General features: G+C 69.8%; 14 protein-coding genes. 3 read left to right on the top strand and 11 right to left on the bottom strand.

All coding sequences use genetic code 11. The features are described from left to right. The first annotated feature begins 194 nt into the window (after nucleotides 1–194). Together ACPXB1_RS04340 and ACPXB1_RS04335 are read left to right on the top strand one after the other, a co-directional pair. Nucleotides 195–6038 carry a ThuA domain-containing protein gene (locus ACPXB1_RS04340; protein WP_355631818.1) on the top strand — a complete coding sequence of 1948 codons (5844 nt, stop codon included), beginning with the start codon at nucleotides 195–197 and terminating at the stop codon, nucleotides 6036–6038. A gap of 69 nt (nucleotides 6039–6107) precedes the next feature. Then, complete coding sequence (locus tag ACPXB1_RS04335) at nucleotides 6108–6653, top strand: hypothetical protein (protein WP_355590494.1); 546 nt, start codon at nucleotides 6108–6110, stop codon at nucleotides 6651–6653. 83 nt (nucleotides 6654–6736) lie between these two features. On the opposite strand, the gene ACPXB1_RS04330 is transcribed toward ACPXB1_RS04335, so the two are convergent. The 3 genes from ACPXB1_RS04330 to ACPXB1_RS04320 all read right to left on the bottom strand — a co-directional run bounded on the left by ACPXB1_RS04330 (nucleotide 6737) and on the right by ACPXB1_RS04320 (nucleotide 10092). After that, nucleotides 6737–7699, bottom strand: a complete 963-nt coding sequence (locus ACPXB1_RS04330) for an aldo/keto reductase (protein ID WP_355631821.1) — start codon at nucleotides 7697–7699, stop codon at nucleotides 6737–6739. Nucleotides 7700–7766: 67 nt separating this feature from the next. Next, on the bottom strand, nucleotides 7767–9446 hold the full coding sequence (locus ACPXB1_RS04325; protein WP_355631824.1) for an ABC-F family ATP-binding cassette domain-containing protein: 1680 nt from the start codon (nucleotides 9444–9446) through the stop codon (nucleotides 7767–7769). A gap of 40 nt (nucleotides 9447–9486) precedes the next feature. Continuing rightward, nucleotides 9487–10092: a class I SAM-dependent methyltransferase gene (locus tag ACPXB1_RS04320; RefSeq protein ID WP_355590485.1), complete on the bottom strand. Its 606-nt coding sequence runs from the start codon at nucleotides 10090–10092 to the stop codon at nucleotides 9487–9489. Between the two features lie 101 nt (nucleotides 10093–10193). Here ACPXB1_RS04320 and ACPXB1_RS04315 point away from each other — a divergent pair, with 101 nt between their 5' ends. Further along, the gene (locus tag ACPXB1_RS04315) at nucleotides 10194–11252 is read left to right on the top strand and encodes a hypothetical protein (protein WP_355590482.1); all 1059 of its coding nucleotides are present in this window, start codon (nucleotides 10194–10196) and stop codon (nucleotides 11250–11252) included. Nucleotides 11253–11267: 15 nt separating this feature from the next. Here the strand turns inward: ACPXB1_RS04315 and truA are convergent, their stop codons facing one another. The 8 genes from truA to infA form a co-directional block, all read right to left on the bottom strand. After that, nucleotides 11268–12116: a tRNA pseudouridine(38-40) synthase TruA gene (gene truA, locus ACPXB1_RS04310; protein ID WP_425734829.1), complete on the bottom strand. Its 849-nt coding sequence runs from the start codon at nucleotides 12114–12116 to the stop codon at nucleotides 11268–11270. Nucleotides 12117–12183: 67 nt separating this feature from the next. Further along, nucleotides 12184–12741, bottom strand: coding sequence for a 50S ribosomal protein L17 (gene rplQ, locus ACPXB1_RS04305; RefSeq protein ID WP_053653920.1), 558 nt, complete (start codon nucleotides 12739–12741; stop codon nucleotides 12184–12186). A gap of 34 nt (nucleotides 12742–12775) precedes the next feature. Beyond that, nucleotides 12776–13798 carry a DNA-directed RNA polymerase subunit alpha gene (locus tag ACPXB1_RS04300; protein ID WP_007465227.1) on the bottom strand — a complete coding sequence of 341 codons (1023 nt, stop codon included), beginning with the start codon at nucleotides 13796–13798 and terminating at the stop codon, nucleotides 12776–12778. A gap of 98 nt (nucleotides 13799–13896) precedes the next feature. Continuing rightward, nucleotides 13897–14523, bottom strand: a complete 627-nt coding sequence (gene rpsD / locus ACPXB1_RS04295; protein ID WP_007465229.1) for a 30S ribosomal protein S4 — start codon at nucleotides 14521–14523, stop codon at nucleotides 13897–13899. Between the two features lie 13 nt (nucleotides 14524–14536). Next, on the bottom strand, nucleotides 14537–14944 hold the full coding sequence (rpsK, locus tag ACPXB1_RS04290) for a 30S ribosomal protein S11 (protein ID WP_030329919.1): 408 nt from the start codon (nucleotides 14942–14944) through the stop codon (nucleotides 14537–14539). 119 nt (nucleotides 14945–15063) lie between these two features. Continuing rightward, nucleotides 15064–15444 carry a 30S ribosomal protein S13 gene (gene rpsM, locus ACPXB1_RS04285; protein WP_007465236.1) on the bottom strand — a complete coding sequence of 127 codons (381 nt, stop codon included), beginning with the start codon at nucleotides 15442–15444 and terminating at the stop codon, nucleotides 15064–15066. 266 nt (nucleotides 15445–15710) lie between these two features. Beyond that, nucleotides 15711–15824, bottom strand: a complete 114-nt coding sequence (gene rpmJ / locus ACPXB1_RS04280; protein WP_012184307.1) for a 50S ribosomal protein L36 — start codon at nucleotides 15822–15824, stop codon at nucleotides 15711–15713. Between the two features lie 91 nt (nucleotides 15825–15915). Continuing rightward, on the bottom strand, nucleotides 15916–16137 hold the full coding sequence (gene infA / locus ACPXB1_RS04275; protein WP_007073013.1) for a translation initiation factor IF-1: 222 nt from the start codon (nucleotides 16135–16137) through the stop codon (nucleotides 15916–15918). Between the last annotated feature and the right edge of the window lie 11 nt (nucleotides 16138–16148).

Here is a 16148-nt window from a genome sequence, read left to right as displayed (position 1 = left end):
TGTCGCCCGCCGTTGCAGAACCGTTACCCGCCGGCATCTTGCCCGACATAGATCCAACGGAATTAATTTGTTCAGCGATTCGACAAAAATGCCGGCGCGGGCACCCTGGCACGGTGCCTCACCCGGCTCCATCTGGGACGGTCTTCGGCGAGCCGCCCCCCGCATTTCCTGTCCACCGCGACATAGGAGGCGGCGTGTCACGATCTCGTCGTGCCCGCGTACCACTAACCGCTACCCTGCTCTCCCTGGCCCTCGTCTCGACCACCCTGTTCGGCCTGCCCGCACAGGCAGCCCCGGCCCCCGCCCAGGTCCCCCCGCGGGACGCGCAGGCCGTCACCTCCGTCAGTCAGGTGGTGCCGAAGGCACCGAAGGCCGCCGCCGCTGATCCCTTCTCGGTCCTGGTCTTCTCCAAGACCGCCGGATTCCGGCACGACTCCATCCCCACCGGCGTCGCCGCCATCCAGCAGCTCGGGGCGACGAACGGGTTCACAGTGGACGCCACTGAGGACGGCGCGGCGTTCAACGACGCCAACCTCGCCAAGTACAAGGCGGTGATCTGGCTCTCCACCACCGGCGACGTCCTCAACGCCGAACAGCAGGCGGCGTTCGAGCGGTACGTGCAGGCCGGCGGCGGTTACGTCGGCATCCACGCCGCCTCGGACACCGAGTACAGCTGGGCCTGGTACGGCGATCTGGTCGGCGCGTACTTCGCCAACCACCCGGCCAACCAGCAGGCCACCGTCAAGGTGGAGGACCACGCCCACCCGTCCACTGCGGAGCTGCCCGACCGCTGGTCCCGCTTCGACGAGTGGTACAACTTCCAGACCAACCCGCGGCCGGACGTGCACGTGCTGGCCAGCCTGGACGAGAAGAGCTACAGCCCGGGCGCCGGCGCGATGGGCGCCGATCACCCGACGGCCTGGTGTCAGGACTTCGACGGCGGCCGTTCCTGGTACACCGGGGGCGGGCACACGCGTGAGTCGTTCGCCGAGCCGGAGTTCCTCAGCCATCTGCTCGGTGGCATCCAGACGGCTGCCGGCGTTGTCGACGCCGACTGCGGCGCCTCGAAGACCTCAAACTTCGAGAAGGTCACCCTCGACAGCAACACCAGCAACCCGATGGAGCTGGACATCGCCCCGGACGGGCGGGTCTTCTACATCGAGCGCGACGGTCGGGTCCAGATCATCAAGCCGGACACCGGCAACACCGTCACCGCCATCGACCTGGACGTCTTCACCGGCAACGAGGACGGCCTGATCGGCATCCGGCTCGACCCGGACTTCGCCACGAACAAGTGGGTGTATCTCTACTACGCCCCGAACGACAACGTCGCCCGCAACCTGCTGTCCCGGTTCACGGTGACCGGCGACACCATCGACGCGGCAAGCGAGAAGCAGGTGCTGCGGGTCGACACCCAGCGCAACACCTGCTGCCACGCGGGCGGCAGCATGACCTTCGACAGCGACGGCAACCTGTACCTGGCCACCGGTGACAACACCAACCCGTTCGAGTCGAGCGCGTACACGCCTATCGACGAGCGGCCGGGCCGCCAGGACTACGACGCGCAGCGCACCTCCGGCAACACCAACGACCTGCGCGGCAAGGTGATCCGGATCCACCCGGAGGACGACGGGACGTACACCGTCCCGGCGGGCAACCTCTTCGCACCGGGCACCGAGAAGACCCGTCCGGAGATCTACGCGATGGGCTTCCGCAACCCGTTCCGGATCGGCACCGACCCCAAGACCAACACGCTGTACGTGGCGGACTACGGGCCGGACGCCAACTCGGACAACCCGAACCGTGGCCCCCGGGGTCTGGTCGAGTGGAACGTCGTCACCCCCGGCAACTACGGCTGGCCGTACTGCACGGGCACGAACGAGGCGTACAACGACTACACGTTCCCGTCCGGCCCGAGCGGCGCGAAGTTCGACTGCGCGGCGCCGGTTAACGACTCGCCTAACAACACCGGCCTGACCAACCTCCCGCCTGTCGTTCCGGCCACCGTCGACTACGGCTACGCCGGTGACGCGCGGTACCCGGAGATCGGCGGCGGCGGCGCCCCGATGGGCGGCCCGGTCTACCGGTACGACGCGGACCTCAACTCGACGCGGAAGTGGCCGGCGTACTACGACGGCAAGGCGCTGCTCGGCGAGTGGAACCAGTCGAAGATGTACACGATGCAGATGAGCGCCGACGGCAAGTCGTTGGTGGACATCAACCAGTTGCTCACCGGCATGAGCATGATCCGGCCGATGGACTTCGAGTTCGGCCCGGACGGCGCGCTGTACCTGATCGAGTGGGGCAGCGGCTTCGGTGGCAACAACGACAACTCCGGCGTCTACCGGATCGACTACACCGCCGGGGACCGCGCGCCCATCGCAGCGGCGTCGGCCACCCCGACCTCGGGTCCGGCACCGCTGACTGTCACGTTCTCCAGCGCCGGTTCCCGCGACCCGGACGGCGGCACGCTCACCTACGCCTGGGCCTTCGGCGACGGGCAGACCTCCACCGAGGCGAACCCGACGCACACGTACGCCTCAGCGGGCAACTACACCGCCCAGCTCACGGTGACCAACCCGAAGGGCCGTACCGCGGTGGCCAACGTGCCGGTCACAGTGGGCAACACCGCGCCGACGGTGACCATCGAGTTCCCACCGGACGGCGGCTTCTTCAACTGGGGTGACCAGGTCCGCTACACGATCAAGGTGACGGACCCGGAGGACGGCCAGATCGACTGCGACGAGGTGCAGTTGCAGGTGCTGCTCGGCCACGACGAGCACGCCCACCCGTTGGAGCAGCACACCGGCTGCACCGGCACCGTCCAGACGTCGCTCGCCTCCGGGCACGGCGCCGAGGCGAACGTGTTCGCGGTCTTCGAGGCCACCTACACCGACAAGGGCGGCAACGGCGGCTCCGGCGCGCTCACCGGCCGGGCGATCGAGATCCTCCAGCCGAAGCAGAAGCAGGCCGAGTACTTCACCGCCACCGGCCGCGCGCCGGTGAGCACCGGCGGTGGAGACCCCGGCGTGCAGCGGGAGACCGGCGCCGACAGCGCGGGCGGCGGCCAGAACATCGGGTTCATCGAGGACGGCGACTGGTGGTCGGTGGCCCCGGCGGATCTGCTCAACATCTCCGAGATCCGGTTCCGGGCCGCCTCGGCCGCCGCCGGCGGTCGGATCGAGGTCCGTGCGGGTGCTGTCGACGGACCGGTGGTCGCAACTGCCACAGTGCCGGCGACCGGGGCGTGGCAGACGTACACGGACGTGAGCGCGCCGGTCACCGGTGCCGCGAGCGGCTCGCTGTACTTCGTTGCCCGCGACCCGAACGGCGGGACGGGCTCGCTGTTCAACGTCAACTGGATGGACTTCGTCGGGCGCGGCGTCACCGAGAACGCGCCGCCGGTGGTCACCGCCACCGCCACCCCGACGACGGGCACCGCGCCGGTCACCGTGGCCTTCGACGGCACGGCCACCGACGCCGAGGGCGACACTCCGCTGACGTACGCCTGGGACTTCGGTGACGGCGGTTCGGCGTCCACTCTGGACGCCAGCCACACCTACACCAGCCCTGGCACGTTCACGGCCACCCTCACGGTGACCGACAGCAAGGGCGCCAAGTCCTACGCCACGGTGCCGGTGCGGGTGAACGCTCCGGACACGTCCTGCTTCGGGGCGCGTTCGGACGACTTCAACGGCACCAGCCTCGACAAGGACCGTTGGACAGTGGTCCGGGAGAACCAGCTCTACTCGGTCAGCGGCGGCTCGCTGCGGCTGCCGACCGGTGTCGGTGACCTCTACGGCGCTCGCAACGACGCCACCAACCTGGTGCTCCAGCCGGCCCCGACCGGCGCCTGGGAGATCACCACCAAGGTCACCCTGCCGGTGACTGCCAACTACCAGCAGGCTGGCCTGCTGGTCTACGGCGACGACGACAACTACGCCAAGGTGGACCTGCTGTACAACGGCAGCCGTCGGGTGGAGTTCATCCGGGAGACGGCTGGCACGCCTCGCAACGAGTCCGCCGACAGCGTCGCCGCACCGGCGGGTGACACCGTGTACCTGCGGATCACCAGCGACGGGACGAACCTGACCGCCGCCGTTTCGGGCGACGGGCAGACGTTCAGCACTGTCGGCCGGTCGGCCGATCTCGCCGGCATCACCAACCCGCGGATCGGGGTCTTCGCGCTCAACGGTGGCACCGAGGCACCGGTGGTCGACGCGGCCTTCGATTCGTTCCAGGTCACGCCGGACGCTCCGGCCGGGCCGGTCGACCCGTCGGACGAGTTCACCGGCAGCACGCTTGACAAGTGCCGCTGGGACGCGATCCTGCGGGAGGACCCGGCGGGTTACCGGGTGACCGGTGGCGCGCTGCGGATCGACGTGCCCAACGGTGACATCTACGGCGCCGACAACACCGGGCCGAAGAACTTCATCCTCCAGACCGCGCCCTCGGGCGACTGGACCCTGGAGACGAAGGTCGACGGCAGCCTGCTGAACGAGCAGTACCAGCAGGCCGGACTGATCGTGCTGGCGGACGACGACAACTACCTGAAGTTCGACTTCGTCGCGGACAACCAGCCTGGCCAGGCGGTGTCGTGGCGGATCGAGTTCCGCAACGAGATCGGCGGGACGGTCCAGGACCCGCAGCCGGGGGCGACGGGCCTGACCTCGGCGGTGTGGCACCTGCGGCTGGCGCGCAGCGGCGACACGTTCACCGCGTCGTACTCGGCCGACGGGACGACCTGGACCGCGTTGGAGTCGTTGACCAACAGCGCGGTCGGGGCCACCCCCAAGGTCGGTCTGTTCACCCTCGGTGGCAACCAGACGGCGTCGAAGACGGCCTCGTTCGACTACTTCCGGCTCAGCACCGGGTCGGCCGACGAGACCGCGCCGGTGACGACGGCGGCGGTGTCCGGTACCCCGACCGAGGGGTGGTACACCGGGCCGGTGACGGTCACGCTTACCGCCGCCGACGAGGCCGGTGGTAGCGGCCTGGCCGGTACGTCGTACCAGCTGGACGGTGCCACCGCGTGGACGCCCTACACCGAGCCGGTGACGGTAAGCGGTGACGGCGAGCACGAGCTGCGGTTCCGCTCGACGGACCAGGCGGGCAACGTGGAGTCGACGAAGACCGTTTCGGTCAAGATCGACACCACGGCGCCGGTGACCTCGGCGACGTTCGCTCCGGCGAACGACGAGGGCTGGCACAACGGGGCCATCCCGGTGGTGCTGGCCACTACCGACGCCGGTTCCGGTGTGAAGTCGGTGGAGTGGTCGCTCGACGGCGGCGCGTGGACGCCGTACTCGGAGCCGGTCGAGGTGACCGGTGACGGGCAGCACGAGCTGCTGTTCCGCTCGACCGACAAGGCGGGCAACGCCGAGACGCTGAAGTCGGCGGTGCTGCGCATCGACGGCACCAAGCCGACGCTGCTGGTGTCCGGCATCGCCGACGGCCAGCTCTACGGCGACAGCCAGGACGTACGGGTGTCCTGGCAGGCCGTCGACCCGACCTCGGGCATCGCGTCCGTGGTCGGCACGCTGGACGGCAAGGCGTACGCCAGCGGCACCTTGCAGGCCATGTACGAGCTGCCGCTCGGCCTGCACGAGCTGACCGTCACCGCTACCGACAAGGCGGGCAACAAGACCACCTCGGCGGTCCGGTTCTTCGTCACCACCTCGTTCCGGGACATGCAGAACCTGCTGGACCGGTTCAAGGCGACGGGGCGGCTCTCGGCCAAGGCCCACAAGGATCTGACGAAGAAGCTCGACGCCGTCCGCAAGGCTGAGGCGGCCGGCAACGACAACAAGGCGCTCAAGGAGCTTGACGCCTTCCGGAAGCTCGCCGCGGACACCAAGTTGGTGACCGAGGCGGAGATCCGGGACGTGCTGGTCCGCGACGCCGATGCCATGACGGTGCGGCTGGGCGGAACGCCGGCCAGCAACGCCGGGGTCAAGGCGAACAAGGGCAAGCCCGTAAAGGGTGCCGGGCGACTGGGTGACGACGTCACGCGGCTCGCTCCGGGTCGCCAGCTCTGATCCATCCGGGGCCCCTTCCCGACACCTCGGTGTCGGGAAGGGGCCTCCTCAGCTCAGTGAGGAGACATCGTGACTCGTATCCGCGCGGTGTTCACCGCCGTGGTCGTCGGGTTGGTCCTGGCGCTGCTCTCCGCCGCCCCTGCGGCGGCGCACACCGGCAAGCTGAAGCTCGAGGTCGCCGGTGACGGTGCCGAAGGGGTGACCATCCAGGCCACCTACAGCGACGGGCACCGGCTGGACAAGCCGGTGCGGTTGGTCCTCACCGGCACTGGTCCGGACGGGCAGCGGATCGGCCCGGTGCAACTGGAGCCGGCACCCGAGGGGCAGGGCTTCTACAGCAGCGGCCCTCTGCTCTCCCCGGGTAAGTGGCGGGTGACAGTGACCGCTCCGGCCCCGAATCCCGGTAAGGCGACCGCCGACATCCAGGCGAAGGTCGCACAGACCGCGCCGGCTCCCGCGCCGGTGGCCGTGACGGCGGACACGAACCGTGCCGCCGGCAGTGGCGCGGGCGGCGGTTGGTGGCCGATCGCGGCTGCCGGCCTGGTGCTCACCGCCGCCGCGATGGGGGTGGCGATGCTGTTCGGTCGCCGCCGCACCGGCACGCAGAACGACTGATCGGCCCCTGAAGTCGGGGTGTTCCGGGCCCGGGTCACCCCGACTTCAGGGAACGCGGGCCTGTCGCGTTCGAACGTCCGAGATCAGCCGATGGCGCGCAGCGCCGCCAGGTCCTCGTCGCTGGGCTCCCAGGTGCCGGCCGCGGCGTTGGCGTGCACCTGCTCGGGCGTGGTGGCACCGGCGATCACCGAGGTCACCGCCGGCTGGGCGGCCAGCCCGCCGATCGCCACCTGGAGCATTGTCAGACCCCGCTCGGCGGCGTACGCCTCGAGCGCCTCGATGGTGTCCCAGTTGGCCGCGGCGAGGCGCTCGGCGTACCGGCCGCCGCCGGCGAGCCGACTGCCCGCCGGTGGCTTCTCACTGCGCTTGTACTTACCGGTGAGCAGGCCGTTGGCGAGCGGGAAGAACGGCAGCATGCCGAGGCCGAACCGCTCGCAGGCGGGGATCACCTCGGCCTCGACGGAGCGCTCCAGCAGGTTGTAGTGGTTCTGCGCGCTGATGAAGCGGGACCGACCGTTGGAGGAAGCCACCCAGTCGGCGTCGGCGATCTGCCACCCGGAGAAGTTGGAGTTGCCCAGGTAGCGCACCTTGCCGTCGCGGACCAGGTCGTCGAGGGCCGCGAGGGTCTCGTCGATCGGGGTGCCCGGGTCGGGCTCGTGCATCTGGTACAGGTCGATGTGGTCGGTGCCGAGTCGGCGCAGCGACGCCTCCACCGCGCGGGCGATGTAGCGCCGCGCGCCCCGGGCGCCGAAGTCCGGCCCGTTGAGACCGTGCATGTCCATCCCGAACTTGGTGGCCACCACCACGTCGTCGCGGCGGCCCTTGAGCGCCTGCCCGAGCAGTTCCTCGGACCCTCCCTGCGGCTCGCCGTAGATGTCGGCGGTGTCGAAGAGGGTGATCCCGGCGTCCAGGGCCGCGTCCACCACCGCGCGGGTGCCGTCGAGGTCGAGCTTGCGGCCGAAGTTGTTGCAGCCGATGCCGACGACGGACACCACGAGCCCGGAGTCACCCAGCCGGCGATAGGTCATCTCAGTCACGAGATCCACCCTATGCCCAGCGAAGGAAGGGCCCCTTACTAACGCCAGGCGTTAGTAAGGGGCCCCTCCTTCGCTCTCAGCCGACGTCCCACACCGGCTCGGGGGTCTCCACCACCTCGCTGTCGCCCCGGAACAGCACGAACCTGTCGAAGGAGCGGGTGAACCAGCGGTCGTGGGTGACAGCCACCACTGTCCCCTCGAACGCGTTCAGGCCCGCCTCAAGGGCCTCCGCGCTGGCCAGGTCGAGGTTGTCGGTGGGCTCGTCGAGCAACAGCAGGGTCGCGCCGGACAGCTCCAGCAGCAGCACCAGGAAGCGGGCCTGCTGCCCGCCGGAGAGGGTCCCGAACCGCTGGTCGCCCTGCGCTGCCAGCTCGTAGCGGCTGAGCACACCCATCGCCGCGTGCCGGTCCATCCCGGTACGGTGCTCGTCGCCCCGCCACAGGATCTCGACGAGCGTCCTGTCCATCAGCTCCGGCCGGTCGTGGGTCTGGGAGAAGTGCCCCGGGCGGACCCGGGCACCCAGCCGGGCAGTGCCCTCGTGCGCCACCGGCGCGAGCGCGCCCGCACCGTCGACCGGCCCGTTCGCCGGGTCGGGGTCGGTGCCGCCCCGGGCCAGCAGCCGCAGGAAGTGCGACTTGCCGGTGCCGTTGGCACCGAGCACCGCCACCCGGTCGCCGTACCAGATCTCCAGGTCGAAGGGGAATGTCAGGCCGTCGAGCTCCAGCTGGTCGCAGATGACCGCGCGCTTGCCGGTCCGCCCGCCGGTCAGCCGCATCCGGATGTCCTGGTCCTTCGGGGGTACGGGCGGCGGCCCGGCCTCCTCGAACTTGCGCAACCTGGTCTGCGCGGCCTGGTAGCGCGAGGCCAACCCGTCGTTGTACGCCGCCTTCTGCTTGTACATCAGCATCAGCTCGCGCAGCTTCTGGTGCTCCTCATCCCAGCGTCGGCGCAGCTCGTCGAGGCGTGCGTGCCGAGCGACCCGCGCCTCGTGCCAGCTGGTGAAGCCGCCCGGGTGCACCCAGGCGCTGCCACCCTCCACGGCGACCACCCGGTCGGCGGTCTGTGCCAGCAGCTCCCGGTCGTGCGAGACGTAGAGCACCGACTTGGTGGACTCGCGCAGCCGCGCCTCCAGCCAGCGTTTGCCCGGTACGTCGAGGAAGTTGTCCGGCTCGTCGAGCAGCAACACCTCGTCCGGGCCGCGCAGCAGCAACTCCAACGCGAAGCGCTTCTGCTGCCCGCCGGAGAGGGTGCGCACCGGCCGGTCCCGGACGGCGTCCCAGGGCTTGTCGAGCACGATTGTGGCGACGGTGTCGAAGAGCACCTCGGCGTCGTACCCGCCGGTCTCGCCCCAGGCGCCCAGCGCGTCGGCGTACGCCAACTGTGCCTTGCCTGCGGCGCTGCTGAACTTGCCGCGGACCTCGGCCGCCCGCATTGCCGCCTCGGTGTCGGCGAGCCGGCGGCCGGCGTCGCGCAGCGGTGGCGGGGCGAGCGACAGGGCCAGGTCGGCGAGTGTCGTCTCGTCGCCGATCATGCCGATGAACTGGCGCATCACGCCCAGTCCGCCGGCCCGCGCGACGGTGCCGGTACGCACCGGCAGATCACCGGCGACCATCCTCAGCAGCGTCGTCTTTCCCGCGCCGTTCGGCCCGACAAGGGCGACCTTGCTGCCCTCGCCGACCCGGAACGACACGTCGGCGAAGAGTTCCCGACCGTCGGGCAGGATGTGCCCGACCGCTGCCACGTCCACGTATCCCACGCCGGGATCCTGCCCCAGCGCGGGCCGCTGGGACATCCAATTACCGGGTGACCCGCAGCACCCGGAAACCCTTCTGGCTGGCGTGCCGCTCGACCTGCCAGCCTTCGTCGGTGAGCCAGCGGTGCAGCGAATCGCCGCCGAGGTGGCGGGCGACGACAAGCCAGCCGACGCCGTCCGGGGCGAGCCGGGGAAGCCAGCGCCGCAACAACTCGTGCAGGTCGTCCTTGCCGATCCTGATGGGTGGGTTGGACCAGAGCTGGGCGAATCGAACCTCTGCCGGCACGTCGTCCGGCGCGCGGACCAGGACCCGGTCGGCGGCGTTCACCCGGGCCGCGTTGGCTTCGGTGAGTTCGCGGGCACGGGCGTTGACGTCGACCGCCCAGACGGTGCTGGCCGGTGCCAGGTCGGCAAGCACGCAGGCGATCGGGCCGAACCCGCAGCCGAGGTCGAGCAGGTCACCTGTGGTGTCGGCGGTGGGAAGCTCGGCCTTGCGCAGGAGCACGGCGGTGCCGGGGTCGAGGCGGCTGGCGGAGAAGACCCCGCCGGCCGAGCCGAGCCGGTAGTCGCGGTCGGCGACGGTGAACTCGACCTCGCGCGCCGGGGCTTCGCTTGCGGGTTGAGCGCTGAAGTAGTGGTCGCCGGTCACGTCGTCAATTCTCGCACCGGCTCGGCATGCTCACGACACGGCCCGCACGCACATTTCCCATTATTGCCCCTAAAGGGACAATGGCTCCTACTCTGGGCAACATGGTGTATCGGTACGAGTCCGATGAGGACGCATTCGAGGAGTACCCGGAGCCCGGGTCCGACCTGCCCGCGCTCGGCGCCGGGCCGCCTCCGGCGGCCGGGCCTTCCCCGTCGCGCTTTCCGGCCCCGTCGCTGCCCCGGCCGAACCAGTTGATGCTGCCCTCGACGCAACCACCACCGGCCACCCGTGCCGCCACTGGGACCAGCACCCCTCTCGGTCAGGTCTACACCTCCGCCCAGCCGGTGGATCCGTCCACCCGGCGCAGTGCCGGGCGACTCTGGCAGGCGGTCGTCGGCGGTGCCGCCGTCCTGGTCCTGCTCGCCCTCTGCGGCCTGGGCGCCGCCGCACTGCTGGCGGACCGCAACCAGGAGCCGCAGACCACCCCGACGCTCCAGCCGAACGCCGCCGCGCCCGCCCCCGCCCAGCGACAGGACCTCGACTCCCGGGACACCGACCAGGCCCCGCTCACCGCCAAGGAACTCTTCCCCGGCAAGGAGCTGAAGCTCGCCGACGGCCAGCCCGCCTACAAGGTGCTCAAGACGCAGTCCAGCGGCAGTTGCGCCGTCGCCGCCACCGGGGAGGTGGCCGACCTGCTGGTCCGCCTCGGCTGCAACCAGGTCGTACGGGCCACCCTGCGGTCACCGAGCGGCGACCACCTGGTCACCACCGGCCTGTTCAACCTCACCGACAAGGTCAGTGCGGAACGGACCCGCGACCGGCTCCGGCAGCTGCTCGACGAACGGCAGGGCCGCTTCCGGGGTCTGACCACCGGCGACGACGACGGCACCGACGCGCTGACAAGCGCACCGGCGCGGGTCGGCTGGCAGGTCCGCGGGCACTACCTGGCGTACGCCCTGGTGGTCCGCGCCGACGGGGCCGCCGTCAAGTCCGGCGACGCCAAGATCCGGGAGGTGCTGTTCGACATGATCGAGGTGCACCTCAGCCGAGGCGTCCTGCAACGCCGGGCCGACACCGCGATGGCCGTACAGCCCACGCCGGCGGCCACAGAGGGCAGCGGCAGCCAGAGCGGCAGTGAGGACGAGCTGCCGGGCGACTGACAGGCTGCCGGACCGTCAGCCCTCGACCGGTGCCGCGTCCCCCACCGGGACGCGTAGGCGGCGGGTGAGGTCGGCGCGGCGCGCGTACTCGGTCGGGTCGGCCGGGTAACCGACCGCCACAAGTGTCAACCCGTGCGCGGGCGCCACTGTCACCTCGCTGGAGCGTTCCTGACGGGTCAGCAGGCTGCCCGGCCACTCGACCGGGCGGCGACCGTCGCCGGCCACCAGCATCGCCCCCACCAGGCTGCGCACCATCGCCTGGCAGAACGCGTCCGCCTGCACGGTGGCGACCAGGATGCCGTCCGGCTCCCGACGCCAGTCCAGCCGGGTCACCTCGCGCAGCGTCGTCGCGTTCTCCTTGCGCCGGCAGTACGCGGCGAAGTCGTGCTCCCCCACCAGGCCCGCCGCCGCAGCGTTCAGCGCGCCCAGGTCCAGCGGCCTCGGCCAGGCCAGCACCTCGTGCCGGCGCAGCGGCTCGGCACCGAACACGGCGTCGGTCACCCGGTACTCGTAGCGCCGGAAGGTCGCCGAGAAGCGGGCGTCGAAGTCGGCCGGCACCTCGGTCATCGCCGTCACCCGTACGTCGGTGGGAAGCAGCCGGGCCAGCCGACGCAGCAGCCGCCCCTCGTGCTGCCGCCACACGTCGACGGGAAGGTCGAGGTGGCAGACCTGACCGGTGGCGTGCACCCCCGCGTCGGTCCGCCCGGCCACCGTCAACCCGGTGGCCGTGCCGGCGCCGAGGACCAGGTCCAGGGTCTCGACGAGCACGCCGGCGACGGTGCGCCGGGTCGGCTGGGCGGCCCAGCCGGAGAAGTCCGCACCGTCGTAGGAGACGTCCAGTCGCAGCCGGATCCGCTCGTCCACCTCGTACCTCCTGTCATGGGTCGGGCCCGGCACCCCGATGGGGTGCCGGGCCCGACGTTGCCCTTGATCAGGCCTTGTTCTCGGTGGCCTCGTCGCTGTCCTCGCGGGCGGCGTCGGTGTCACCGGACGCCGACACCGGCGCCTCGGAGTCCTGGTCGGCCGGAGCCGACTTCGGGGCCTCGTCGGCCGGAGCGAGCGCCTCGACCTTGTCCTGCTGCGCAGCCTTGCGGGCCGCGGTCTTCTTGTTCACCTTGGGCTCGGCGACCTGAAGCTCCTCGACCAGCTCGATGATCGCCATCGGCGCGTTGTCGCCCTTGCGGGGACCGGTCTTCACGATCCGGGTGTAACCGCCGGGGCGGTTGGAGTACCGGGGCGCGATCTGGTCGAACAGGGCGTAGACCACGTCCTTGTCCTTGACGACACCCAGCACCCGCCGCCGCGAGGCGAGGTCACCGCGCTTGGCCTTGGTGATGAGCTGCTCGGCCAGCGGACGCAGCCGCCGGGCCTTCGTCTCGGTGGTCTGGATCTTGCCGTGCTGGAACAGCGCGGTGGCCAGGTTCGCCAGCATCAGCCGCTCGTGCGAGGGGCTGCCGCCGAGGCGGGGGCCCTTGGTGGGCGTGGGCATTTTTGGTGCTCCTCAAATGTGGCGGCAGCGCGGACTAGAGCTGCTCGGTCTCGCGGTAGTCGTCGGTGTCGTAGTCGGCCTCGCCGAAGGTGTCCACGACGTGCGCCGGGTCGAAGTTCGGAGCCGAGTCCTTCAGCCCCAGACCCATCCCGGCGAGCTTCATCTTGACCTCGTCGATCGACTTCTGACCGAAGTTGCGGATGTCGAGGAGGTCGGCCTCGGTACGCCCGATGAGCTCACCAACGGAGTTGATGCCCTCGCGCTTGAGGCAGTTGTAGGAGCGGACGGTGAGGTCCAGCTCCTCGATCGGCAGGGCGAGATCCGCCGCCAGCTGAGCGTCCTGCGGGGACGGCCCGATGTCGATGCCCTCGGCGGTCTCGTCAAGCTCCCGAGCCAGACCGAACAGCTCCACAAGCGTCGAACCGGCCGACGCCAGCGCCGTACGCGGACCCATCGACGGCTTGGTCTCGACGTCGATGATCAGCCGGTCGAAGTCGGTGCGCTGCTCGACACGGGTCGCCTCGACGCGGTAGGTCACCTTCAGCACCGGCGAGTAGATCGAGTCGACCGGGATCCGGCCGATCTCGGCGCCGGACTGCTTGTTCTGCGCGGCCGTCACGTAGCCCCGGCCCCGCTCGACGGTCAGCTCCATGTCGAGCCGGCCCTTGCCGTTGAGGGTGGCGAGCTTCAGGTCCGGGTTGTGCACCGAGACGCCGGCCGGGGGCTGGATGTCGCCCGCGGTCACGTCGCCCGGGCCCTGCTTGCGCAGGTACATGCTGACCGGCTCGTCGTGCTCGGAGCTGACGCACAGCTCCTTGATGTTCATGACGAGCTCGACCACGTCCTCCTTGACACCGGGGATCGTGGTGAACTCGTGCAGCACGCCGTCGATCTTGATCGAGGTGACCGCCGCACCCGGGATCGACGACAGCAGCGTGCGCCGCAGCGAGTTGCCCAGGGTGTAGCCGAAGCCCGGCTCCAGCGGCTCGATGGCGAACCGCGACCGGGTCTCGTTGATCGACTCCTCGGAGAGGGAGGGTCGCTGGCTGATGAGCATCTTTTCTCTTCTCTTCCGGGACGCCCGCTATTTGACGTCCACGACACAAACCGTTCCGGTGGCCCGCCCCGAAGGGCGGGCCACCGCACGAGCTCGGACTACTTGGAGTAGAGCTCGACGATCAGCTGCTCCTGGACCTGCGTGTCGATGACCTGCCGGGCCGGGAGGGAGTGCACGAGCACCTTCATCTGGCTCGGGATGGCCTCAAGCCACGCCGGAACCGTCTTCGAGCCGGCCTGAGCCTGCGCGACGACGAACGGGGTGAGCTCCTTGCTCTTGCCCCGAACCTCGATGATGTCGTGCTCCTTGACGCGGTACGACGGGATGTCGACCTTCTTGCCGTTCACCGTGAAGTGACCGTGCTTGACCAGCTGGCGGGCCATGTCCCGCGAGTGGGCGTAGCCGGCCCGGTAAACGACGTTGTCCAGCCGCGACTCGAGGATCTGCAGGAGGACCTCACCGGTCTTGGCCTGCTTGCCAACGGCTTCCTCGTAGTAACCGCGGAACTGCTTCTCCAGCACGCCGTAGACACGACGGGCCTTCTGCTTCTCACGGAGCTGGAGCAGGTACTCCGTCTCCTTGGTACGGCCGCGGCCGTGCTGCCCGGGCGGGAACGGCCGGGACTCGAACGGGCACTTCGGACCATCGCACTTGCTGCCCTTGAGGAACAGCTTCATCTTCTCCCGCCGGCAACGGCGGCAGTCTGCACCGGTGTAACGAGCCATCTCTCTCTACCTCTCAGACCCGACGACGCTTAGGCGGACGGCACCCGTTGTGCGGCTGCGGGGTGACGTCGGCGATCTGGCCGACCTCGAGGCCCACGGCCTGCAACGAACGGATGGCGGTCTCCCGGCCGGAGCCGGGGCCCTTGACAAACACGTCGACCTTGCGCATGCCGTGCTCCATGGCGCGACGCGCGGCGGCCTCGGCGGCCAGCTGCGCGGCGAACGGAGTTGACTTGCGGGAGCCCTTGAAGCCCACCTGGCCAGCGGAGGCCCAGGAGATGACCGCACCGGTCGGGTCCGTGATGGACACGATGGTGTTGTTGAACGTGCTCTTGATGTGCGCCTGCCCGTGGGCGACGTTCTTGCGTTCCTTGCGCCGGACCTTCTTTACAGCGGCTCCGGCACGAGCCTTCGGTGGCATAAGTCTGTGCGCTCCTGAATGGGTTCTGTGGCTTGTCGCCCCGTTGATGACGTAGGCACCGGTTCCGGTTGGAGCCCGGCCTACCTCGGCGGAGAACGACCAGAATTCCGGTTAAAGAATTACTTCTTGCCGGGCTTCTTCTTGCCGGCGACGGTCCGCTTCGGGCCCTTGCGGGTCCGTGCATTGGTCTTGGTCCGCTGGCCACGCACGGGCAGGCCCCGGCGGTGCCGGATGCCGGCGTAGCAGCCGATCTCGACCTTGCGGCGGATGTCGGCGGCGACCTCGCGGCGCAGGTCGCCTTCAACCTTGTAGTTGCCCTCGATGTGGTCGCGGAGCTGCACGAGCTCCTCGTCCGTGAGGTCCCGAGCGCGCTTGTCCGGCGAGATGCCGGTAGCGGCGAGTGTCTCCAGGGCGCGGGTGCGACCGACCCCGAAGATGTAGGTGAGCGCGATCTCCATCCGCTTCTCGCGGGGGAGATCCACGCCGACTAGACGTGCCATGTGCGGGCGTACTCCTCGTGATGTGTGGCGGAGGTGTGGACCCGTCCCACCCCGCTACCGGCCGTCCCGTCTTTCCGACGCGGTAAGCGCCGGCGACCGGGATCGGTCGCTGCCCGAGCGGGCCCCGGCCTCCGACCGGGGGTCAGCCACGAAAGGAGTACGTCTTCACGTACCGCTCGCGGCTGGGACGAGCATGTGTGTTGTGTGTCGCTGAGGATCTGCCTGGGCCAACGCCACCCGGCCGTGTCCGGCCGGACGGGCTGAGATCAGCCCTGGCGCTGCTTGTGGCGCGGGTCGGTGCAGATGACCATGACCCGGCCGTGCCGGCGGATTACCCGGCACTTGTTGCAGATCCTCTTGACGCTCGGCTTGACCTTCACGGTTGCCTTACTTCCCATCTGGCCCGGGAACGCGCGAAGCGCGAGACCGGACGTCGAAGACGGACACGGGACTTCCCGGCCGTCGTCAGGACTACTTGTAGCGGTAGACGATGCGCCCGCGGGTCAGGTCGTACGGCGAAAGTTCGACGACGACCCGGTCCTCCGGCAGGATGCGGATGTAGTGCTGCCGCATCTTGCCGCTGATGTGAGCCAGCACCTTGTGGCCGTTCGCGAGCTCCACCCGGAACATTGCGTTCGGCAGGGGCTCGATGACCCGACCCTCGATCTCGATGGCTCCGTCTTTTTTCGGCATGTCCTCCGCTG

It is taken from the genome of Micromonospora sp. DT68 (assembly GCF_049847245.1).
GTDB lineage: Bacteria > Actinomycetota > Actinomycetes > Mycobacteriales > Micromonosporaceae > Micromonospora > Micromonospora profundi.
Note: the sequence above shows the minus strand (reverse complement) of the source record. Positions and strands in the feature narration are given on the sequence as shown.